Origin of the sequence: Paraburkholderia sp. CNPSo 3274, assembly GCF_024206475.1 — a bacterium.
In the GTDB taxonomy this organism is placed as follows: Bacteria; Pseudomonadota; Gammaproteobacteria; order Burkholderiales; family Burkholderiaceae; genus Paraburkholderia.
Window position 1 is genome coordinate 108302 of record NZ_JAMBPR010000015.1, and the last position, 22933, is coordinate 131234.

Consider the following 22933-nt stretch of genomic DNA (forward strand, 5'->3'; position numbering starts at 1 on the left):
GCCATAGCATCGCGACCGGCTGCGCGCCGCAGCGGCGCGGCGCCCCTGTTCAGGCGCTAGAATGCACGCATCGTCATTCATTCCCACAGCGCGGCGCAGCGTGGCCGCGCGACCAACATTACGATGCGCATACTGCTAGTCGAAGATGACCGCATGATCGCCGAAGGCGTGCGCAAGGCGCTGCGCGGCGAAGGCTTTGCGGTCGACTGGGTCGAAGACGGTGACGCCGCCCTCTCCGCTGCGAGCGCGGATTCTTACGATCTCATGCTGCTCGATCTCGGATTGCCGCGACGCGATGGCCTCGACGTGCTGCGCACCCTGCGCGCGCGCGGCGCGGCGCTGCCCGTGCTGATCCTCACCGCGCGCGACGCCGTGGCCGACCGCGTGAAGGGTCTCGACGCCGGCGCGGACGACTACCTCATCAAGCCCTTCGATCTCGACGAACTGGGCGCACGCATGCGCGCGCTGATCCGCCGCCAGGCGGGCCGCAGCGATTCGACCATCCGCCACGGCTCGATCACGCTCGACCCGGCTTCGCACCAGGTCACCCAGGACGGCTCGCCCGTCGCGCTGTCGGCGCGCGAATTCGCGCTGCTCGAAGCGCTGCTCGCGCGTCCGGGCGCGGTGCTTTCGAAAACCCAGCTCGAAGAGAAGATGTATGGCTGGGGCGAGGAGATCGGCAGCAATACCGTCGAGGTCTACATTCACGCGCTGCGCAAGAAGCTCGGGGCCGATCTGATCCGCAACGTGCGCGGCCTCGGCTACATGATCGCCAAAGACGCATGAAGCAGAAAATCAAGCGCGGCCTTGCATGGGACCGGAGTCAGCGCTAAAGCGCTAACTCCGGATCGACAGGGAGACCCATTTAGCTGATGAGTTCCATCCGACGACAACTGCTGTTCTGGCTGCTCGCGATCGTCGTCGCGGGCGTGGGGCTCGCGGGCTGGCTGATCTATCGCCAGGCGCTCGCCGAAGCCAACGAGCTGTTCGACTACCAGCTGCAGGAAATCGCCGAGGCGCTGCCCTCCGAGCCATTCAACGAGATCCTCAGTTCGCGCGACACGGGCGACGAAGGCATCGTGCTGCAGATCTGGAATCGCAACGGCGTGCTCATGTACTACTCGCATCCGCGCGCGCCGCTCGCGCCGCGAGCGGAACTCGGCTTTTCGACGGAGCGCACCGATCGTGGCGACTGGCGCGTGTACGGCGCGATCGTCGGCGACAATGTCGTGCAACTCGCGCAGCCCGTTTCCGTGCGCAACCGGCTCGCCGCGAACGTCGCGTTGCGCACGCTCTGGCCGCTCATCGTGGTGCTGCCGTTTCTCGGCATCGCGGTCTGGATCATGGTGGGGCGCGGGCTCAGGCCGCTCTCGCGCGTTGCGCGCGCGCTCGATACGCGTCATCCAGAAGCGCTCGACCCGCTGCCTGAAGAGCGTCTGCCGCGCGAAGTCACGCCGCTCGTGCATGCGTTGAACGCGCTGCTCGAACGCCTCGCGCAGGCCATCGACACGCAAAAGGCCTTCGTCGCCGATGCGGCGCATGAGTTGCGCACGCCGCTGGCGGCCGTGCAGATCCAGGCGCAACTCGTTGCGCGCGCAAAGGATGACGAAACGCGCCGCGAAGCGCTCGTCGATCTGCAAGCGGGTGTGACGCGCGCCACGCGTCTTGCCGAGCAACTGCTCGCACTCGCGCGTTCCGAGCCTGACGGTCATGCGCGCGCGCGCAACGTCGATCTGCATGCGCTGCTCGATGATTGCGTGCTCAACTATGCGCCGCTCGCGCAGCAGCGCGGCGTCGATCTCGGCATCGAGGAAAGCGCGGCGGCGAGCGTGATCGGCGACGCTGATGCGTTGCGCGTGATGCTCAACAACCTGCTCGACAACGCGACCAAATACACGCCCGCGGGCGGGCGCGTGGATGTGAGCCTCGCTGTCGTCGATGGGCATCCGCGCGTGCGCATCGCGGACAGCGGGTCGGGCATCCCGGAGGACGAGCGCGCGCGCGTGTTCGATCGCTTTTATCGCGTGGGCGCGGGCGTGAACCGGGCGCGCACCGATATCGCCGGCACGGGACTCGGGCTCGCTATCGTGCGACGAATCGCGGATCAGCACGACGCGACCATCACACTCGGCGATTCGCCCGCTGGCGGCCTGCTCGTGGACGTGCGGTTCTGAGTCTCGATCGCCCGCAAATGCCCGCCGCGCGGGCGTTTGCGCGACTTTCGCGATTTCCGCGTACTTAAGACTCCTTTAAGCGACACGGCTTACTCTTCGGTACGTCGTGATGAGTACCCCGCGCAAGGAGTCCGCAATGAATACAAAAGTTCTTTCCCGCAGTGCCGTGGCAGCCGCCGTGGTCGTCGCATTGTCGGCGGGCTACGTAGCAGGGCACCGTGATCTGCCTGCTCCGCAGGTCATCTCGCAGGCACAGGCCGCGGCGATGATGCCCGCCGAAGCCGCAGCCAAGACCGGCATTCCCGACTTCTCGGGTCTCGTGGAAACCTACGGGCCCGCAGTGGTCAACATCAGCGCCAAGCACGTCGTGAAGCAGGCGGCGCTGCGCAGCGGCGGTAGCGGCCCGCAACAACTGCCGATCGATCCGAGCGATCCGTTCTACCAGTTCTTCAAGCACTTCTATGGCGGCGCGCCCGGCATGGGCGGCGGCGACAATGGTCCGCAGGCGGACCAGCCGAGCGCGAGCCTCGGCTCGGGCTTCATCATCAGTACGGACGGCTACATCCTCACGAACGCACACGTCGTGGACGGCGCCAACGTCGTGACGGTGAAGCTCACCGACAAGCGCGAATACAAGGCGAAGGTCGTGGGCGCGGACAAGCAGTCGGACGTCGCCGTGCTCAAGATCGACGCGAAGGATCTGCCGACCGTGAAGATCGGCGACCCGCGCCAGAGCAAGGTCGGCCAGTGGGTGGTGGCGATCGGCTCGCCGTACGGCTTCGACAACACGGTGACCTCGGGCATCATCAGCGCGAAGTCGCGTTCGCTGCCGGACGAAAACTACACGCCGTTCATCCAGACCGACGTGCCGGTCAACCCCGGTAATTCGGGCGGCCCGCTGTTTAATCTGCAGGGCGAAGTTATCGGCATCAACTCGATGATCTATTCGCAGACGGGCGGCTTCCAGGGCCTTTCGTTCGCAATCCCGATCAATGAGGCGATCAAGGTCAAGGACGAACTCGTCAAGACCGGTCATGTGAGCCGTGGGCGTCTCGGCGTCGCGGTGCAGTCGATGAACCAGACGCTCGCCAACTCGTTCGGCATGGACAAGCCACGCGGCGCGCTGGTGAGTTCGGTGGACGCGAGCGGTCCGGCGGCGAAGGCGGGTTTGAAGCCCGGCGACGTGATCCTGTCGGTGAACGGCCAGGCCGTGGACGATTCGTCCGATCTGCCTTCGCTCGTCGCGGGCATGAAGCCGGGCACGAAGGCCGATGTTCAGGTGTGGCGTGACAAGAGCACGAAGAACCTCACCGCAACCATCGGCACGCTGGGCGACGCGAAGGTGGCTTCGAACGACGCACCGCAAGCGCAGATGCAGGGGCGCCTGGGCGTCGCGGTGCGCCAACTCACGCCGGAAGAGAAGAGCAACGGCTCGCTCGATCACGGTTTGCTCGTCGAGCAGTCGGGTGGCGCGGCCGAGAATGCGGGTGTCCAGCCCGGCGACGTGATTCTTGCCGTGAATGGCCGCCCGGTGACGAGCGCCGATCAGCTCAAGCAAATGGTTTCGAAGGCTGGCAACAGCATTGCACTCCTGATCCAGCGAGACGACGCACAGATTTTCGTGCCCGTCGATCTCGGCTGATCCCTGCTGTCGCGAATCCGGCTCCGTGCGCCGGATTCGCGGCGAGAGCAGGTTTCATGACGTTGTTCCTGCGCTGCCGCCGTTGGCCTTTGGCCTCGGCGGCAGCGGCGTTTTTGGGCGCACAAAACCTTCTGCGCGTGCTGATCGGGCATGCCCCTTGCTCAAGCATGACATCGGACCACCTGAAAGGAGCGATCGATGAAGCGTTTCCACAACTCGCGCCCCGTCCATATCGCCGCTTGCGCGACGATTCTCGCGGCCACGCTTGCTCTCGGCTACGCGGGCGGCGCGGCGGCGCAGCAGGCCGAAGCCTCGGGCACGGTCGGCGGCTCGACCACCGACAACACGAGCGCCGGCAACACCAACGGCGGCGGCATGCCGCAAGTCCAGCAGCAGGGCGACGTGTCGTACGTCTCCGGCGGCGTGGGTCTCGACGAATCCAAGGCGCTGCTCAGCGCGGAGCGCCAGTGGCCGCTTGCGTTGCGCTTCACCCAGCGCAGCGGTGAGTACGTCGCGGACGTGCGCGTGCAGATCACCGACTCGCATGGCGCGAGCGTGCTCGATACGACTTCCCGCGGGCCGTATATGCTCGTGAAGGTCCGTCCGGGCCGCTACAGCGTGCATGTGAGCCATGCGGGCGTCGACAAGACGAGCGCCGTGACGGTGGGCGCGAACGGCAGCGCGCGGGCGGCCTTCATCTGGTAAGCCGCACAGCCGGGCCACGCCGCGTTTGGGTGCTGCCGCACGCGCGCCGCGCATAAGATTCACGCAGCCAGGCCGAGTTTGGCTGATAATGAAGCCGACGGAAGGCCGCGATCGCTCAGGCGTTTCGCGAGCGGGTTCGCGTGTTGCCGTCGATCGCCGTCGATACCGTGATCGACGCCGCGACAGGTGACTGGCGAGCGGCCATCCCGTGTAATTGCACGGCACGCGCCTACCTGGCGGCGTGTCACGCGAGCCGGTGCGGCCTGCCGCCCGGCGACGGCAGGGCGCCGCAGGCGCCGCCTACCAACAGGGGAGCCGAACATGGCGGTCGAACCGGACGCGGACCATCGCATCGATCTCGTTGCGAACCGTCACCGTGTGCGCGTGATTCATGGCGGCATCACCATTGCCGATACGCTGCACGCCGTCACCCTCTGCGAAACCGGCTACGCCGACGTCTTCTACTTTCCGCGCGCCGACGTGAACATGGCGCGACTCGAACGCTCCGGACAGACCTCGCATTGCCCGTTCAAGGGCGAGGCGACGTATTTCCATTTGCGTACCGAAGACGGGCGCGTCGAAGACGCGGCCTGGAGCTACGAAGCGCCACTGCATGATGCACGCGGCATCAAGGGGTATCTGGCTTTCTACGCAACTCGCGTGGACCGGATCGACCAGACCTCCTGAAATGGCCCGGTAGCTTGCATAGGGGAGCCGCCATGGAACTGAACGATGCGTTGAGAATTCCGCTCGAACCGGCCGCCGTCTGGGCGGCGTTGCAGGACGTGGCGCTCGTGCGCGCGAGCATGGAGCATTGCGAGTCGTTCAGGCGGCTCGGCCCCGGCGAATACGCGATCACGCTTACGGTGCCGCTCGGGCCGCTGCGCGCACGCTACGAAGTGCGTGCCCACATTGCCAATGACACGGCGCAGGTGCCGCTCACGCCCCGGCGCGTGCTGAGCTTTCGCGCTCGCGCGGACGGCATCGGCTCGCTGCGCGGACAGATCGACGTCGCGCTGCGCCCCGAAGAGCGCGCCACGGCGAGGGAGCCGGGTACGGGCAAGGATGTGAACACGCGTATCGACTACTCGGTGTGGGCCACGCTCACGGGACCGCTTTCCGAGCTGCCGCCGCGCCAGATCGAGAACGCCCTGCACGAACTTGCTGACGACTTCTTCACGGAGTTCTGCGCCGTGGTCGCGGTCAAGCACGGCCAGGCGCCGAACCGCGTGGCGGGCGAGCAGCCGCGCCGGCAGCACGTGTTCCTGCGGCCGATCAACCTCGCCGGTCTTGCCCGGCGTGCGCATATCCTGCCGCAGCACCACGCGGGCGGCACGCTCTCGGGCCGCGCGGCAAGCATGCTCAATCACGAGCCACCGCCGCATGCCATGCCGTATTGGGCGTGGGCCGCGATGATCTTTTTCGTCGCGTTGCTGCTTTATGCGGCGCGCTGGTTTACCGCGACCTGAATTCGGCGGCGGGTGGCGCGCGCAAGGTGCGCTGCCCGTCGAACCGCTCATCGAGCCACTCACGCCCCCCGAAACTCCCGCCGCCACGCCGACGGCGAAATCCTGAACGCGTCCACGAAATGCTGACGCAGCGACGCGGCCGAGCCGAAACCCGCATGCTGGGCGATCGCGTCGATCGGCTGATCGGTGCTTTCGAGCAACTGCTGCGCGCGGGCGAGGCGCTCGCCGAGCAGCCACGCGCTCACCGTTGAACCCGTCGTCAAACGGAACTGGCGCGTGAAGGTGCGCCGGCTCATCAGGGCGCGCTGCGCGAGCGAGTCGAGCGTGTGGGGCGCGTCGAGGTGGGCCAGTGGGCCGCCTCGATCGATCCGGGAACTGCGCGCGTAGGCGTCAGGCGTCCGACTCGCTCGCGCCAATGCGCAGCGAAGGGCTGAAGCGCAACGCGTCGAGCATCGCGTCGACGTGCCGTTCGGCGTTGCTCGCCACGTCGAACACGTCCGGCAGGATCGCCATATCGCGCAGCGCGCCGCCAATGAACGAATGGAGCACGCGCGACGCGCGCTTGGGGTCGAGGTCGGCGGGCAGCTGGCCCTTCGACATCGCATTGCGCAAACCCTGCTCGATGCTCGCCAGGCCCTCGCGCATATCGGTCTGATGGCGCGCCATCACCGGGCCCATCTCCTCGACGAATTCACACTTCAGGAACAGGATCTCGAACACGCGGCGGCGGCGCACGTCGGTTGCCGTATTGCGCAGACACAGAATGCAAAGATCGCGCATGCGCCCGAGCGGGTCGGGCTCGCCGGGGTCCGTCGATGCCACCTTCAGCTCGTCGAGCGGCAGCACCACGCGGTCGAACATGGCCGTGAACAGGTCGCCCTTGTTCTCGAAATGCCAGTAAATCGCGCCACGCGTCACACCTGCGGTCTGGGCGATGTCGGCCAGCGAAGTGCGCGACACGCCCTTTTCGTAAAAGACGTGTTCGGCGGCGTCGAGAATCCGGTTGCGCGTCTCCAGCGCTTCCTCTTTCGTTCGGCGGACCATTTTGTAATGTCAGTGCGTTGCTGAGGGTTAGGGGGAATTTATTTGGGGTGCGAACCGTAATGTATTGATTTGTAATATGGATGTGACGCGCGGATCGCTCCTGAAGTACCACTCAACGGTTACGTAACGTCCTTTTACATTCGTTCGCGAATGTATCTATAATAGCACCCCACCACCTGGGTGCCTCAAGGGGTGATGTCCGGTTAATATCCGTCCTTGGCCAAGTAGTCGTAGAAACCCCAATGCGCGACGCCTCTCGCGGCGGCGCGCGGCAGTATCGCCCGGACGGATGTGCAGACCGGAACGCGCCTTTCTAGAAGAAGTACCGGGTTTATCCGTCAGGTATTTGCCAGATGCTGGCGTGCGTGGTCGTCCTCCTCGTTGCAGGACGCCGCACGCTTTTATTGTCAGTTATAGACAGAGGTCGCTCCATGCGCGTCGAACGGGTTCCATTCCGCCTAATCAGTGCCGCGACGGCTGCCATCGTGCTTGCAGCCTGCGGGCAAAAGCAGTCTGCGCCGCCGCCGCAAACCCCCGAAGTGGGTGTCGTTACCGTTCAGCCGACGGCCGTGCCGGTCGTCTCCGAGCTTCCCGGCCGCACCAATGCGTTCCTCGTCGCGCAAGTGCGCGCACGGGTGGACGGCATCGTCCTGCGCCGCGAGTTCATCGAAGGCGCGATCGTCAAGGCCGGTCAACGGCTCTACAAGATCGACCCCGCGCCGTATATCGCTGCGCTCAACAACGCCAAGGCCACGCTCGCCAAGGCGCAGGCCAACCTGGTTACGCAGAACGCTCTGGTTTCGCGCTACAAGGTGCTGGTGCAGGCCAACGCGGTGAGCAAGCAGGACTACGACAACGCCGTTTCCGCGCAGGGCCAGGCGGCAGCGGACGTCGCCGCCGGCAAGGCCGCCGTCGATACGGCGCAGATCAACCTCGGGTACACCGACGTCGTTTCGCCGGTCACGGGCCAGGTCGGCATCTCGCAGGTCACGCCGGGCGCCTACGTGCAAGCGAGCGCCGCGACGCTCATGTCGACGGTTCAGCAGCTCGACCCGATGTACGTCGACGTGACGCAATCGAGCCTCGACGGCCTGAAGCTGCGCCGCGCGATTCAGGAGGGCCGCCTGTCGACCAACGGGCCGAATGCCGCGAAGGTCTCGCTCGTGCTCGAAGACGGCCGCGTGTACGCGCAGAAGGGCAAGCTCCAGTTCAGCGACGTCACGGTCGACCAGACCACCGGCTCGGTGACGGTTCGCGCGCTCTTCCCGAACGCCGACCGTGTGCTGCTGCCGGGCATGTTCGTGCGCGCGCGCATCGAGGAAGGCATCAACAACAACGCGTTCCTCGTGCCGCAGGTGGGCGTGCAGCACGACCAGAAGGGCCAGGCGTCGGTGCTCGTCGTCGACAAGGACAACAAGGTCGTGCCGCATCCGATCGTCTTGTCGGGTGCGCAGGGCCAGGACTGGGTCGTGGAGAGCGGCCTGCAGGCTGGCGACCGCGTGATCGTGCAAGGCACCGACAAGGTCAAGCCGGGTGCGCAGGTCAAGCCTGTCGCGGCGCAACTGCCGCCGCCGCCGCCGCCGGGCGCGCCTTCGGCCGACATGGCGACCGCTTCGGGCTATGCGAACGCTGCCAGCGTCGCATCGGGTCCGAAGGGTGCCTCGGCTGCGCCTGCCGCCTCCGCAGCGCAATAAACGGGAGCCCGCTTCATGGCAAAGTTCTTCATTGATCGCCCAATCTTTGCATGGGTGATCGCCATCATCCTGATGCTGGCGGGCGTGGCCTCGGTGTTCACGCTGCCGGTCGCGCAGTATCCGACCATCGCGCCGCCTTCCATCCAGATCAGCGCGAACTATCCGGGCGCGTCGGCCAAGACGGTGGAAAACACGGTCACGCAGGTGATCGAGCAGCAGATGAGCGGTCTCGACCACCTGCTGTATATCTCGTCGACTTCCGATGACTCGGGCACGGCCACGATTACGCTGACGTTCGCCGCGGGCACCAACCCGGACATCGCGCAGGTGCAGGTGCAGAACAAGCTGCAGCTCGCCACGCCGATTCTGCCGCAGGTGGTGCAGCAGCTCGGTATCAGCGTCACGAAATCGAGCAGCAGCTTCCTGCTCGTGCTCGCGTTCGTGTCCGAAGACGGCAGCATGACCAAGTACGACCTCGCGAACTACGTGGCGTCGAACGTGAAAGACCCGGTCAGCCGTATCGACGGTGTGGGTACGGTCACGCTGTTCGGCTCGCAGTACGCGATGCGCGTGTGGCTCGATCCAAACAAGCTCACGAACTTCCAGCTAACGCCAACCGACGTCACAGCGGCGATCACCGCGCAGAACGTGCAGATCGCGGGCGGCCAGCTGGGCGGCACGCCGGCGGTGGCGGGGCAGTCGTTCCAGGCGACCATCACCGAATCGACGCTGCTGCAGACGCCTGAGCAGTTCGGCAACATCCTGCTGAAGGTGAACCAGGACGGCTCGCAGGTGCGCCTGAGGGACGTGGCGCGTATTGGTCTGGGCGGCGAAAACTACAACTTCGACACGAAGTACAACGGGTCGCCGACGGCCGGTCTGGGCATTCAGCTCGCGACGGGCGCCAACGCGCTGCAGACCGCGAAGCTCGTGCGCCAGAAGATCGACGACCTCTCGAAGTACTTCCCGCACGGTCTCGTCGTGAAGTACCCGTACGACACGACGCCGTTCGTGCGCCTGTCGATCGAGGAAGTGATCAAGACGCTGCTGGAAGGCATCGTGCTGGTGTTCCTCGTGATGTACCTGTTCCTGCAGAACCTGCGCGCGACGTTGATTCCGACGATCGCGGTGCCGGTGGTGCTGCTGGGTACGTTTGCGATCATGGCAATTGTGGGCTTCTCGATCAACACGCTGTCGATGTTCGGCCTCGTGCTCGCCATCGGCCTGCTGGTGGACGACGCGATCGTGGTCGTGGAGAACGTCGAGCGGGTGATGGTGGAGGAGGGCCTGGGGCCGAAGGAAGCCACGCGCAAGGCCATGGGCCAGATCACCGGCGCACTGGTGGGCGTGGCGCTCGTGCTCTCCGCGGTGTTCGTGCCGGTGGCGTTCTCGGGCGGCTCGGTTGGCGCCATCTACCGGCAGTTCTCGCTCACGATCGTGGCGGCGATGGTGCTGTCCGTGCTCGTCGCGCTGATTCTCACGCCGGCGTTGTGCGCGACCATCCTCAAGCCGATTCCGAAGGGTCATCACGAAGAGAAGAAGGGCTTCTTCGGCTGGTTCAACCGCACGTTCGAGACGAGCCGCGACAAGTATCACTCCGGCGTGTACCACGTGATCAAGCGCTCAGGCCGCTGGCTCATCATCTATCTCGCGGTGATCGTCGCGGTGGGCATGCTGTTCGTGCGCTTGCCGAAGTCGTTCCTGCCCGATGAGGACCAAGGCACGATGTTCGTGATCGTGCAGACGCCGGTGGGCTCGACCCAGGAAACGACGGCACGCACGCTCGCCAACATCCAGAACTGGCTGCTCAAGGACGAAGGCAGCATCGTCGAGTCGGTGTTCACGGTGAACGGCTTCAGCTTCGCGGGCCGTGGCCAGAACTCGGGTCTCGTGTTCGTGCGGATGAAGGACTACAAGCAGCGTCAGCACGCGGACCAGAAGGTCCAGGCGCTGGTGCGGCGCATGTTCATGCACTACGCGGGCTACAAGGACGCGATGGTGTTCCCGGTGAATCCGCCTTCGATTCCTGAACTCGGCACCGCGTCGGGCTTCGACTTCGAACTGCAGGACCGCGGCGGTCTCGGCCACGAGAAACTGATGGAAGCGCGCAACATGCTGCTCGGTATGGCGGCGAAGGATCCGACGCTCGCCGTCGTGCGCCCGAACGGCCTGAACGACACGCCGCAGTTCACGGTGGATATCGACCGTGAAAAGGCCGAGGCACTCGGTGTGACGGCGGCTGCGGTCGACCAGACCTTCTCGATCGCCTGGGCGTCGGCATACGTGAACAACTTCCTCGATACGGATGGCCGTATCAAGAAGGTGTACGTGATGGCCGATGCGCCGTTCCGCATGACGCCGGAGGACATGAACCTCTGGTACGTGCGCAACAGTGCGGGTGGGATGGCGCCGTTCGGCTCGGTCGCGAAAGGCCGCTGGACCTTCGGTTCGCCGAAGCTCGAACGCTACAACGGCATTTCCGCGGTGGAAATCCAGGGTCAGGCAGGACAGGGCAAGTCGACCGGCCAGGCAATGACGGCCATGGAGCAGATCGCGACGAAGCTGCCCGCGGGTATCGGCTACGAATGGACGGGCCTGTCGTACCAGGAGCGCCAGTCGGGCTCGCAGGCGCCGATTCTGTACGGCATCTCGATCCTCGTCGTGTTCCTGTGTCTCGCGGCGCTGTATGAAAGCTGGTCGATTCCGTTCGCGGTCATCATGGTGGTGCCGCTCGGCGTGCTCGGCGCACTGCTGGCGGTGACCTTGCGCGGCCTCGAGAACGACGTGTTCTTCCAGGTGGGTCTGTTGACCACTGTGGGTCTTTCGGCGAAGAACGCGATTCTGATCGTGGAGTTCGCGCGCGACCTGCAGGCCGAAGGGAAGATGGGACCGATTGAGGCGGCGCTCGAAGCTTCGCGACTGCGTCTGCGGCCGATTCTCATGACGTCGATGGCGTTCATTCTCGGCGTGCTGCCGCTCGCGATCAGTAACGGCGCGGGTTCGGCTTCGCAGCACGCCATCGGCACGGGCGTGATCGGCGGCATGATCACGGCCACGTTCCTCGCGATCTTCATGATCCCGATGTTCTTCGTGGTGATTCGCGCGAAGTTCGCCGGCGAGAAAGAAGACGCGGACACGGCGCTTGCGCACTACGAAGAGCACCACGCGCACGACCATGACGAAGACAACGGCGCGAATGGTGGTGGCGCTGGTGGTCAGGGTGGCGGCGAAGGTGGCAACGGCGACGGCCCGGGCAAGGAAGGACATTGAGATGCATAAACTATCCGTAATTGCAGTGGCCGCCGCGCTCCTCGCGGGTTGCACGATGGAGCCCTGGTACCACCGGCCTGAAGCGCCGGTGTCGCAGAGCTTCCCGCAAGGCGGCGTGTACGCGACGCAGCCCGTTGCTGCGGGCGCGAATGGCCAGAACGGCCAGGCTGCCCCCAGCGCCAATGGCGCCGCGGCCACCGACATCGGCTGGCGCGAGTTCTTCGTCGATCCGCGCCTGCAGCAGCTCGTGGACATCGCACTGAAGAACAACCGCGACCTGCGCGTCTCGGTGCTCAACGTCGAGGCGGCGCGCGCGCAGTATCAAATCACGCGCGCCGAGCTGTTCCCGGCGATCAACGGTGTGGCTTCGGACACGCGCACGCGCGTGCCGAGGAACTTTCAGACCACGGTGAATAATCCGTACAGCGTCTACAACGTGGGCGTGCAGGCGTCGTGGGAAATCGACTTCTGGGGGCGCATCCGCAGCCTGAAGGATCAGGCGTTGGCGCAGTACCTCTCCACGGCGTATGCGCGCAAGTCGGCCGAGATCACGCTGGTGTCGGAAGTCGCGGACCAGTACTTGACCATGCTCTCCGACGACGACCTGCTGAAGGTCACGCAGGAAACGCTCGCGACGGCGCAGAACTCGTACAACATCACGAAGGCGCAGTTCGAAACGGGCACCGGCACCGAACTCGATCTGCGCCAGGCGCAGACCGTGGTCGAGAACGCGCAGGCCAACATGCAGGCGCAACTCAGGGCGCGGGCCCAGGCCGAGAATGCGCTCGTGCTGCTGATTGGCGAGCCGCTGCCGGCGGATCTGCCGCACGGCCTGCCGCTCGACGGCCAGGCCCTGCTCAACGACATTCCGGCAGGCCTGCCTTCGGATCTGCTCACGCGCCGTCCGGACATCATGCAGGCCGAAGAAACGCTGCTAGCGGCCAACGCCAACATCGGCGCGGCACGTGCGGCGTTCTTCCCGAAGATCTCGCTCACGGCGGCGTTCGGCACCGAAAGCCTGTCGCTTGGCGGGCTCTTCAAGGCGGGCACGGCGGCCTGGAGTTTCGTGCCGCAGATCACGCTGCCGATCTTCGAAGGCGGTTCGAACGTCGCGAACCTGCAACTCGCGAATGTCGAGAAGCGCATCGAAATCGCCAGCTACGAGAAGTCGATCCAGTCGGCGTTCCGCGAAGTGGCTGACGGCCTGGCTGCTCGTGGCACCTACGACGAGCAGATCGCTGCGCTCGAGCGCAGCACGTTTGCGAACCAGCGCTCGCTCACGCTTTCGGAACTGCGCTACAAGAACGGCGTGGACAGCTATCTGCCGGTGCTGGCCGCGCAGACCAGCCTGTACACGGCGCAAACGTCGCTTGTCACGGCACGGCTTGCGCGTCTGACCAACCTCGTCGATCTCTATCGCGCGTTGGGCGGCGGCTGGATCGAGCACGCAGGCGAGACGCCGCGTGAGCCCGATGCGCCGGCCGATTACGGTGCGGCCAGCGCGCCGGTGGCGGCATCGGCTGCGACGGCGGGGTAGCGCTCCGGACTTCTGGATCAGAAGCGAGAACGCCACGGGACCCCGTGGCGTTTTTTTGCACGTTAGAGGCTAAAAAACCGGGCACAAAAAAGGCGCCATGGTTTCCCATGGCGCCGAACCAGCAAAAGACCCCGCCCGCATGTGTGTTTAGATGGACACCTGTGAGCGGGGTACCTCTCGCGTCAACTCAGTACGTTCAAACTCGGTGCGATTAACTCAGTGCGCGGCCGAGCGCGGCATTTCGTGGCCCGTATCCGGCGCCTGCTCCGCGTCGGGACGGCCTTCGAGATCGTGCCCGGCGCGGCGGATGGCGCGCTCGGCGGCTTTCTCGCTCTTCGCACCGTTGAAGATCAGGTTCAGCACCACCGCCGAAACCGAAGCGAGCAGGATGCCGCTATGGAGCAGAGGCGAAAGCGCGGGCGGCAGCTTGGCGAAGAAGTGCGGCGACACCACCGGCACGAGGCCGAAACCCACGCTCACGGCCACGATGAAGAGGTTGTGCTGATTCTTCACGAAGTCCACGCGCGATAGCACCTTGATGCCGTTCGCCGCCACCATGCCGAACATCACGATGCCTGCGCCGCCCAGCACGAAGGCGGGCACTGAGGCGACCATCTGCGCCATCTTCGGGAAGAGGCCGAGCAGCACGAGAATCACGCCGCCCATCGCGCACACATAACGGCTCTTCACGCCCGTCACGCCAATGAGGCCCACGTTCTGCGAGAACGATGTATGCGGGAACGAGTTGAAAATGCCGCCGATCAGCGTGCCAAGACCGTCCACGCGCAGGCCGCGCACGAGCGTGGCCTGATCGACGGGGCGCTCGACCATGTCGCCCACGGCGAGGAACATGCCCGTCGATTCGATGAAGGTCACGAACATCACGATCACCATCGTTGCGATCGGCAGGATGTGGAACCGGGGCATGCCGAAGTGGAACGGCATGACGATGCCGACCCACGGCGCGCTAGCCATGCCTTCAAGGTTCACGCGACCGAGTGCGAGCGCGATCGCAAAGCCCGCGACTATGCCAAGCAGCACCGAGATATTGGCGATGAAGCCGCGCCCGAACTTGTTGATGAGCAGGATCAGCATCAGCACGAGGAGCGAGAGGCCTAGGTAGATGGGGTTGCCGTAGTCGGGGTTGCCCACGCCCCCCGCGGCCCAGTTGATGCCCACTTCCATGAGCGAGAGGCCGATCACCGCGATCACGGTGCCCACCACGACAGGCGGGAAGAAGCGCAGCAGCTTGCCGATCATCGGCGCGATCACGATGCCGATCGCGCCCGCCGCGATGGTCGAGCCGAAAATGTCGAGAAGGCCGAGCGACGGATTGGTGCCGATGGCGATCATCGGGCCCACCGAGGCGAACGTGCAGCCCATGATCACGGGCAGGCGGATGCCGAAGATCCACAGGCCGAGCGTCTGGATCAGCGTGGCGATGCCGCAGGCGAACAGGTCGGCGCTGATGAGGAAGGCGACTTGCTCCTTCGGCAGCCCGATCGCGCCGCCGACGATGAGCGGCACGGCGACCGCACCTGCGTACATCACGAGCACGTGCTGGATGCCGAGTGTCAGCAACTGGCTGAACGGCAGGCGCTCGTCGCAGGGGTGGACCTGTTTCTGGCCAGACCGCTGGGCGGCCTGGTCCTCAATGCCCTTGGCTTGCATGTCGTCTGTCTCCGTCTCTTTGTTTAAGGATATGGCCTCCAAGGTATGCGGTAAGAAAATTTGCAACAAGACCGCTGGGGACTATTCCGTGCTTTCCGGCGACGATATGCACCCATAGGAATGGCCAGGCGACATAAGCGTGCGATCAGTGCGCGTGGGGCGCGCGCGGCGGCTTCATGGCGGCAACGCCTGACGCCAATTCGGACCGCGCGTGTGGCGGCGCAAGGCGGGAAGTCCCCTGTTTCCGGCGGTTCAGCGCCTTCGCGCGGTGGGCGTTGCGGCGCGGGCGCGGTGGTACTGCACCGTGACGGCGCGTGTGCGGGTGCGTCGAGCGCAGGCCCGCGATACTCAGCGGGCCATGTCACATATGGCCGCGCCTTTATGATCTCTATTCCGGATGCGCAATGTGAGCCATTTCGCATTGCGCGTACACCCATCGGGTTAACCCGCGAATGGGCGTTTTTCGCGGCGAAATCGGCTGTGTTTCGCGCGGGTTCGCAGCAGGTGTGAAAACCACACTTAACGTGCATTTCGCACCGTGCATCTCGCCGGGTATCACGCCGGTATGATGGTTTTTCCCGTCCTCACACACCTCGCACATTGTTTCCCATGAACCCATCGCAGACGCGTTTTCTCGGCATCGACCTCGGCACCGGTTCACTCAAGCTTGGCATCATCGATGGCGACGGCATCGAGCGCGCCGCCGCGAGCGTGGCCTACGCGCTCGAAACACCGCAGCCCGGCTGGGCCGAGATCGCCGTGGATCGCTGGTGGGACGCGCTCGTCGCGGCCTGCGCGCGACTGCCCGAGGGCGAGCGCGCCGCGGTGCGTGGAATCGGCTTTTCCGGACAAATGCATGGCGTCGTGCTCACCGACGAAGCGGGCCGCGCGTTGCGCCCCGCAATGCTCTGGCCCGATACGCGAGCGCATGCGCTGCTCGAAGCGTGGCCCGACGACCCCGAGCATCCGCAGCCCAACCCCGTTGCGCCCGGCATGGCGGGGCCGCTGCTGCGATGGGTCGTGCAGCACGAGCCGCAAGTCGCGAAAGCCGCGCGCTGGGCGCTGCAACCGAAAGACTGGCTGCGCGTGGCGCTGGGTGGCGAGTTCAAAGCCGATCCTTCGGACGCCTGCGCGACCGCGCTCGCCGCACCCGATGGCGCGTGGGACTTCGCGCTGATCGAGCGCCTTGGTTTGGCTTCGCACTGGTTCGCGCCGCTTGCTGCATCTTATGAAGCGAGCGGCACACTAAGCGCAGCGGCTGCACAGGCGCTCGGGCTGCCCGCCGGCATCGTGCTCGCGACGGGCGCGGGCGACACGCCTTGCGCCGCGTTCGGCAGCGGCCTGGCCGACGAAGGCGACGCGCTCCTCACGACGGGCACAGGCGGACAGATCGTCGTGACCACGCGCAGCGAGCCACCCGCGCGGCGCGGGCTGCATCGCTACCGCTCGGCGACGGGCGGCTGGTACACCATGGCCGCCATGCAGAACGTGGGCGTGGCGCTAGAAGCGGCACGCGGCTGGCTGGCCTACGACTGGGCGCCGGCTTACGCGGATGCGTTCGCCGTGCCGCCATCGGCGACGCTCGCGTTCCTGCCTTACCTGAGCGGGGAACGCTCTCCGTGGCTCGACCCTGCGGCGCGCGGCGGCTGGCTGGGCGCGTCCCTTGGCGACTCGCGCGGCACGCTCATGCGCGCCGCGTTCGAGGGCGTCGCGTTCGCGTTGCGCGCGGGCCTCGACGCCGTGCGCAGCACCCACGAAGTTGCCGATGAAGGCGCGCGAGATGCGCGCAGTGTGCCGACGCTCAAGCTCGCCGGCGGCGGCTCCGTGGACGCGCGCTGGCGGCAGTTGCTCGCCGACACGCTCGCCGCGGACCTCTACGCGATCGACTGCCCGAACGCAGCGGCGCGCGGCGCCGCGATGCTGGGCGGCCTCGCCTGCGGACACTGGCGCATGAGCGACCTCGCGGCGCTTGCGCCGGCCGCGACGCGGGTGGCGTCGCCGCGCGAGGACGCCGCGCTCGCGCAGCGCTATGCGCGCTTCATCGATCTGTATGGCCGCGTCCGGACCTGGTTTGCACCGGCATCGTGATAAGGCATGTCGACATCACCGATCGTCCAACTGACCGATGGCGGCGCCGACTATGCGTTCGAATGCATCGGCAGCACGAAGGTGATGCGTCAGGCACTCGAAAGTCGATTCGCTCGGTCGTTCTCTACTGAGAGAGGCGTAAAAGTAGAAAAGGCGTTGCCACCGCGAGGGGCAACGCCTTTTTCATTGCGCGCGCAATTTGCTAGCGACGCCCGATCAGACTCGCGCCGTAGACGAGCGCGGCGAGCGCGGTGATCCAGAAGCTGGTGGGCCAGTCGGTGTAGAACGCGAGCGTCACGCCGAGCCACGCCTGCACGAGCGCGAGCAGCGCCGCGAGCACGAGGCCGGTGGACAGGCGCGTGGTGAGATTCTGCGCGGCGGCGGCCGGGCCGACCATCAGCGTGAAGACGAGCAGCACGCCGACGATTTGCGTGCACGCGGCCACGGCGAGCGCGGCAATGGCGAGGAACAGCATCGAGACCGCGCGCAGCGACACGCCCTTCGCTTCGGCGAGTTCGGGCTGCAGCGAGGCGAATAGCAGCGGCCGCATGATGGCGGCCAGCGCCGCCAGGCTCGCCACGGCGAGGGCGGCAAGCACGCCGAGCGTCTCGCGGTTCACGCCGAGGACGTTGCCGAACAGCAGCGCCGTGACCTGCGTTGCATACGACGTGAAGAAGTGCAGAAACAGCAGGCCGAAGCCGAGCGCGAGCGAAAGAATCACGCCGATCGCGACATCGCGGCCCGCGAGCTTTTCGCCGAGCGCGCCCATTGAAACGCCGGCGGCGAGCGTGAAGCCCACCATGCCCCACATCGGCGAAACGCCTAGCAGCACGGCGCCCGTCGCGCCCGTGAAACCCACGTGCGAGAGCGCGTGGCCAGCGAACGTCTGACCGCGCATCACGAGGAAATAGCCCACCACGCCCGCGAGCACCGCGACGATGCCCGACGCCGCGAAGGCGTTCACCATGAAATCGTATTCAAGCATCGTGCGTGTGGCCGTGTGTGTTGTCGTTGTTGTTGCCGTGGGCGTGACCGTGATCGTGCGCGTGGCCGTGGCCGCCACGGTCATGGCCATGGTCGTGCTCATGCTCGTGGTCGTGCTTTTCGACTTCCACGTCGCCCGACATCACGAAGATGCGGCCCTTCATGCGCATCACTTCGATAGGCGAGCCGTAGAGGCGCGAGAGCACGGGCGCAGTGATGACTTCATCCACGCTGCCGAGCGCGGCCACGCCGTTGCCGAGATAGAGCACGCGGTCGAGCGCGTTGAGGAGCGGGTTCAGCTCGTGCGCGGAGAACAGCACCGCGATGCCAAGCTCGCGCTGCACGCGGCGCACGAGTTCGACCACACCGCGCTGGTGGTTGGGGTCGAGGCTGATGAGCGGCTCGTCGAGCAGCAGCAGCTTGGGGTCGCCGAGCAGGCATTGCGCGAGCAGCAGGCGCTGGCGCTCGCCGCCCGAAAGCTCCGAAAGCGGGCGATCGGCAAGCGCGGTCGCACCCACGAGATCGAGCACGCGCGCAACGTCGGCACGCGTGGCGGCGTCGGCGCGCGGCAGGCCCCAGCGGTGGCCGTCGGCGGCCATGGCCACGAAGTCGCGGCCGCGCACGCGGCGGCTCGCGAGCGCCGTGCGCGTTTGCGGCATGTAGCCGATTTTCGCGTTGCCACGCGCGACCGGCTCGCCCAGGACGCGGATCGCGCCGTGCGAGGCCGGCACGAGGCCGAGAATCGCACGCATGAGCGTGGTCTTGCCCGCGCCGTTCGGCCCGAGCACGCCGATGAATTCGCCCTGGTTCACCGCGAAGTTCGCGTCGTGCAGGATCGTGCGGTCGCCGAGCGTCAGCGTCACGCCCGCTAGCGTGAGCACAGGGGCGGGCGCGCGGTGCGTGCCGTTGTGCTGTCCAGTTTGCTGGGAAGCGATATCGGTGGGCGAAGGCCGGGCCCCGGTCATGACGTCTGTCCTTGCTGAATACGATTAGTGTTGCCCTGCAAGCGCCTTGTCGAGCGAGTCGAGCTGCGCGAGCATCCATTGCTGGAAGTTCACGCCGGCCGGCTCCGTCTCGGTCACGCTCACGGACGGCACCTTTGACTGCTTCGCCAGCGCCAGCATGCGCCGCGTGAGCGCCTCGGTCGCCTGGCTGTTATAGATCAGCACGCGCACGCGGCGCTCGCGCAGATCGCGCTCGAACGCGGCGATGTCCGAGGCGCTCGCCTCGGTGTCGTTCATCGTCGCGAGCTGGAAGCGCAGGTTGCGCATGTCGAGGCCGATCGCATCCGACATATAGCCGAACACCGGCTCCGTGGCCGTGACGGGCTGCCCCTGGTAGCGCGCGCGCAGCGCCGCGACCTTGGCGTCGACCGGTTGCAGCGAGGCGAGGAACGTCGCCAGGTTGGCATCGTACACGCTCTTGTGCGCGGGGTCCGCCGCGCCGAGCGCGGCGCTCACGGCGCGCGCCACAGCAGGCATGGTCTTTGGGTCGTACCAGAGGTGCGGATTGTCGCCCGCTTTCTTGCCGACGAGGTCCGCCGCGACGATCACCGTGCGGTTGTTGCCGCTTTTGCCAGCGCCGGTGGCGCCGAGCAGCTTTGTCATCCATGGGTCGTAATCCGCGCCGTTGTACACCACTACGCGCGCATTCTGGAGCGCGCGGGCGGTCTTCGGGCTGGCCTCGAAGAGGTGCGGGTCCTGGTCGGGGTTGCTCAGGATGCTCGTGACGTCCACGTAATTGCCGCCGATCTGTTTGACGACGTCGCCGTAGAAGTTCTCCGCCGCAACAACGGGAAGGCTGGCGCTGCCAGCCTGCGCCGCCAGGGCCGCGCTCGCGCCGCCGAACGCGGTGCCCAGCGCGAGCGCAAGCCCGGCCGCGAAGCGCGCGAGCGTGTCACTACGGCGCGTGCCTGTTGGGGCAGGCCGGGGTGTGCAGTTGGCGCGGCTGAACGTGATCATGGTTCTATCCTTTTCTATAGGGGAGCCTGCAAGCGGGCGCGGGCGCGTCGGCGTCGCGAAGGCGAGATGATATAACGTATCACTTCGATTGGCGAGCCAGCTCGTCATCCGGTCAGGGGCCGGAGCTGCGGGCGATAGCCTGTCGAGGCTTGCGCGTCGCACCATCGAAATCTCGTCCAATCACGTTCGTTCGCCTTGACAGTCTCCTACTCGTATCCGATCATTCGATCAACGACAGAGCAAATGCTCACATGTCGGGCGATCGCTCAGATGCTCCTCTGGAGTGCCTGCCGGGCGCGCCCCGCACGAACGATATTGGAGACAACCTGTGGCACACACCGCGACCCCGGCGGCAGGACGTTTGCAGGACAAGGTAGCCGTGCTGACTGGCGCGGCGAGCGGGATTGGCGAGGCGGTCGCGCAGCGCTATCTGGACGAAGGCGCGCGCTGCGTGCTCGTCGACGTGAAGGGCGCCGAGTCCGTCGCCCCAGCGCTTGCCGCCGCGTACCCTGAGCGTGTGCTCGCGATCTCCGCGGACGTCACCCGCCGTGAGGACATCGATCGCATCGTGCTCAGTGCGTTCGACCGCTTTGGCCGCATCGACATCCTCTTCAACAACGCGGCGCTCTTCGACATGTGCCCGCTCCTCGACGAATCCTGGGACGTGTACGACCGCCTCTTTGCGGTGAACGTGAAGGGCATGTTCTTCCTCATGCAGGCCGTGGCGCGCCGCATGGTCGAGCAGGGCCAGGGCGGCAAGATCATCAACATGTCCTCGCAGGCGGGCCGCCGCGGCGAAGCGCTCGTCTCCCACTACTGCGCAACCAAGGCCGCCGTGCTGAGCTACACGCAGTCGGCGGCGCTTGCGCTGGCGCCCCATCGTATCAACGTGAACGGCATCGCGCCGGGCGTGGTCGACACGCCCATGTGGGAACAGGTCGACGCGCTCTTCGCACGCTACGAGCATCGTCCGCCCGGCGAGAAGAAGCGCCTCGTGGGCGAGGCCGTACCGCTCGGCCGCATGGGCTTGCCCGCGGATCTCACGGGCGCCGCGCTCTTTCTCGCCTCCGCCGACGCCGATTACATCACCGCGCAGACCCTCAACGTCGACGGCGGAAACTGGATGAGCTGACCTTTCCCGCAACCCCTGCACAACGCATCACGACAGCAGCAAGACATAACGCAACGAACAAGGAGACAACGTCATGAAGCCAGCAATGAAGACCGCCGCAAAGTGCATAAGTCGAGCGGTGAGTGCGGGTGCACTCGTCGCCGCGGCGAGCGCGGCTCACGCGCAGAGCGTCACGATCGCCATGTTGAACAACCCGGACATGATCGAGCTGAAGAAGCTCTCGCCGGCGTTCGAGAAGGCCAATCCGGGCATCAAGCTGAACTGGGTGATTCTCGAAGAAAACGTGCTGCGCCAGCGCGCGACCACCGACATCACGACCAACAGCGGCCAGTTCGACGTGATGATGATCGGCACCTACGAGGCGCCGCAATGGGGCAAGCGCGGCTGGATCGTGCCGATGACGAACCTGCCCGCGAGCTACGACCTCGACGACGTGGTGAAGACCGCGCGCGATGGCCTCTCGTACAACGGCACGCTTTACGCTCTGCCGTTCTACGTCGAAAGCTCGATGACGTATTACCGCAAGGACCTGTTCGACAAGAAGGGCCTCAAGATGCCCGAGCAGCCGACCTATGACCAGATCAGGGACTTCGCCGACAAGCTCACCGACAAGTCCGCCGGCACGTATGGCATCTGCCTGCGCGGCAAGGCCGGCTGGGGCGAGAACATGGCGTACGTGACGACGGTCGCCAACACGTTCGGCGGCCGCTGGTTCGACGAAAAGTGGCAGGCGCAGCTCACCTCGCCCGAGTGGAAGAAGGCCGTGAACTTCTATGTCGATATGCTGAAGAAGGACGGCCCTCCGGGAGCAAGCTCGAACGGCTTCAACGAAAACCTCACGCTGATGTCCTCAGGCAAGTGCGCGATGTGGATCGACGCGACGGTCGCGGCCGGCATTCTCTACAACAAGCAGCAGTCGCAGGTGGCCGACAAGATCGGCTTCGCGGCTGCGCCGACCGAAGTCACGCCCAATGGCGCGCACTGGCTGTGGTCGTGGGCGCTTGCGGTGCCGAAGTCGTCGAAGTCGCAGGACGCCGCGAAGAAGTTCATCGAATGGGCCACGTCGAAAGAGTACGTCCAGATGGTCGCGCAGGACGAGGGCTGGGCCTCGGTGCCGTCGGGCACGCGGATTTCGACGTATCAGAATCCCGAGTACAAGAAGGCCGCGCCGTTCTCCGACTTCGTGCTCAAGGCGATCCAGACCGCCGATCCGAATCATCCGACCGCGAAGCCGGCGCCGTACACCGGTATCCAGTTCGTCGGTGTTCCTGAGTTCCAGTCGTTCGGGACGGTCGTGGGCCAGAGCGTTGCGGGCGCCGTGGCGGGACAGATGAGCGTCGATCAGGCGCTCACCGCGGGTAATGCCGCTGCCAACCGCGCGGTGGCGCAAGCCGGGTATCAGAAGTAACTGCGAGAAGTCAGGCTGCGATGTTCAGGCAGCTAGCGTAGTAGCGCGAGCGCGCGCCGGGCCGCCCGGCGCGGCGCGCACCCTCGCGAAGCCGATGCCGCGCCGTGTCCCACGCTGGCGCGCAACCGAGAAGGGTGGTCCTCATGCGTCATCT

18 protein-coding genes and 1 pseudogene are annotated in these 22933 nt (G+C 65.9%); 12 read left to right on the top strand and 7 right to left on the bottom strand.

Annotated features, from left to right (window positions below):
* The first annotated feature begins 123 nt into the window (after positions 1-123).
* The 6 genes from M3I54_RS12980 to M3I54_RS13005 all read left to right on the top strand — a co-directional run bounded on the left by M3I54_RS12980 (position 124) and on the right by M3I54_RS13005 (position 5990).
* Positions 124-786 (top strand): response regulator, encoded by a 663-nt coding sequence (locus tag M3I54_RS12980; protein ID WP_028205939.1) that lies wholly within the window; start codon positions 124-126, stop codon positions 784-786.
* An 86-nt stretch (positions 787-872) separates the two neighbouring features.
* Positions 873-2174, top strand: a complete 1302-nt coding sequence (locus tag M3I54_RS12985) for an ATP-binding protein (RefSeq protein ID WP_254336406.1) — start codon at positions 873-875, stop codon at positions 2172-2174.
* A 136-nt stretch (positions 2175-2310) separates the two neighbouring features.
* Positions 2311-3816 carry a DegQ family serine endoprotease gene (locus M3I54_RS12990; protein WP_254336408.1) on the top strand — a complete coding sequence of 502 codons (1506 nt, stop codon included), beginning with the start codon at positions 2311-2313 and terminating at the stop codon, positions 3814-3816.
* Positions 3817-4014: 198 nt separating this feature from the next.
* The gene (locus M3I54_RS12995; protein ID WP_254336410.1) at positions 4015-4521 is read left to right on the top strand and encodes a carboxypeptidase-like regulatory domain-containing protein; all 507 of its coding nucleotides are present in this window, start codon (positions 4015-4017) and stop codon (positions 4519-4521) included.
* A 321-nt stretch (positions 4522-4842) separates the two neighbouring features.
* Positions 4843-5208, top strand: coding sequence for a DUF427 domain-containing protein (locus M3I54_RS13000; RefSeq protein WP_254336412.1), 366 nt, complete (start codon positions 4843-4845; stop codon positions 5206-5208).
* A 32-nt stretch (positions 5209-5240) separates the two neighbouring features.
* The gene (locus M3I54_RS13005) at positions 5241-5990 is read left to right on the top strand and encodes a CoxG family protein (RefSeq protein WP_254336415.1); all 750 of its coding nucleotides are present in this window, start codon (positions 5241-5243) and stop codon (positions 5988-5990) included.
* Positions 5991-6049: 59 nt separating this feature from the next.
* On the opposite strand, the pseudogene M3I54_RS13010 reads toward M3I54_RS13005, so the two are convergent.
* Positions 6050-6334 (bottom strand): annotated as a pseudogene (locus tag M3I54_RS13010) (helix-turn-helix domain-containing protein); the annotation flags it as partial.
* Positions 6335-6380: 46 nt separating this feature from the next.
* Entirely contained in the window at positions 6381-7034 is a 654-nt protein-coding gene (locus tag M3I54_RS13015) for a TetR family transcriptional regulator (protein ID WP_133182780.1), read from the bottom strand.
* Between the two features lie 431 nt (positions 7035-7465).
* On the opposite strand from M3I54_RS13015, the gene M3I54_RS13020 reads away from it, so the two are divergent.
* Genes M3I54_RS13020 through M3I54_RS13030 form a run of 3 tightly spaced genes read left to right on the top strand, consistent with a single transcriptional unit; the run spans position 7466 to position 13535 of the window.
* Positions 7466-8728: an efflux RND transporter periplasmic adaptor subunit gene (locus tag M3I54_RS13020; protein WP_254336417.1), complete on the top strand. Its 1263-nt coding sequence runs from the start codon at positions 7466-7468 to the stop codon at positions 8726-8728.
* 15 nt (positions 8729-8743) lie between these two features.
* Complete coding sequence (locus tag M3I54_RS13025; protein WP_254336419.1) at positions 8744-11998, top strand: efflux RND transporter permease subunit; 3255 nt, start codon at positions 8744-8746, stop codon at positions 11996-11998.
* A gap of 1 nt (position 11999) precedes the next feature.
* Positions 12000-13535 (top strand): efflux transporter outer membrane subunit, encoded by a 1536-nt coding sequence (locus tag M3I54_RS13030; RefSeq protein WP_254336421.1) that lies wholly within the window; start codon positions 12000-12002, stop codon positions 13533-13535.
* A 216-nt stretch (positions 13536-13751) separates the two neighbouring features.
* Here M3I54_RS13030 and M3I54_RS13035 read toward each other — a convergent pair whose 3' ends face one another.
* Positions 13752-15206, bottom strand: coding sequence for a nucleobase:cation symporter-2 family protein (locus M3I54_RS13035; protein WP_254336423.1), 1455 nt, complete (start codon positions 15204-15206; stop codon positions 13752-13754).
* Positions 15207-15815: 609 nt separating this feature from the next.
* On the opposite strand from M3I54_RS13035, the gene M3I54_RS13040 reads away from it, so the two are divergent.
* The gene (locus M3I54_RS13040) at positions 15816-17294 is read left to right on the top strand and encodes a xylulokinase (protein ID WP_254336425.1); all 1479 of its coding nucleotides are present in this window, start codon (positions 15816-15818) and stop codon (positions 17292-17294) included.
* Positions 17295-17496: 202 nt separating this feature from the next.
* Here M3I54_RS13040 and M3I54_RS13045 read toward each other — a convergent pair whose 3' ends face one another.
* Genes M3I54_RS13045 through M3I54_RS13055 form a run of 3 tightly spaced genes read right to left on the bottom strand, consistent with a single transcriptional unit; the run spans position 17497 to position 20239 of the window.
* The gene (locus M3I54_RS13045; RefSeq protein ID WP_028205927.1) at positions 17497-18279 is read right to left on the bottom strand and encodes a metal ABC transporter permease; all 783 of its coding nucleotides are present in this window, start codon (positions 18277-18279) and stop codon (positions 17497-17499) included.
* Complete coding sequence (locus M3I54_RS13050) at positions 18272-19243, bottom strand: ABC transporter ATP-binding protein (protein ID WP_254336427.1); 972 nt, start codon at positions 19241-19243, stop codon at positions 18272-18274. The genes M3I54_RS13045 and M3I54_RS13050 overlap by 8 nt, the downstream gene beginning before the upstream one ends.
* 24 nt (positions 19244-19267) lie before the next feature.
* A complete protein-coding gene (locus tag M3I54_RS13055; RefSeq protein WP_254336429.1) occupies positions 19268-20239 on the bottom strand; it encodes a metal ABC transporter solute-binding protein in 972 nt (323 codons plus the stop codon).
* A 328-nt stretch (positions 20240-20567) separates the two neighbouring features.
* On the opposite strand from M3I54_RS13055, the gene M3I54_RS13060 reads away from it, so the two are divergent.
* Both M3I54_RS13060 and M3I54_RS13065 read left to right on the top strand, forming a co-directional pair.
* Complete coding sequence (locus M3I54_RS13060; RefSeq protein ID WP_254336431.1) at positions 20568-21371, top strand: L-iditol 2-dehydrogenase; 804 nt, start codon at positions 20568-20570, stop codon at positions 21369-21371.
* A gap of 73 nt (positions 21372-21444) precedes the next feature.
* Entirely contained in the window at positions 21445-22779 is a 1335-nt protein-coding gene (locus tag M3I54_RS13065) for a sugar ABC transporter substrate-binding protein (protein WP_254336433.1), read from the top strand.
* Between the two features lie 10 nt (positions 22780-22789).
* Here M3I54_RS13065 and M3I54_RS44865 read toward each other — a convergent pair whose 3' ends face one another.
* Positions 22790-22924: a hypothetical protein gene (locus tag M3I54_RS44865; RefSeq protein ID WP_302058942.1), complete on the bottom strand. Its 135-nt coding sequence runs from the start codon at positions 22922-22924 to the stop codon at positions 22790-22792.
* Positions 22925-22933: the final 9 nt, after the last annotated feature.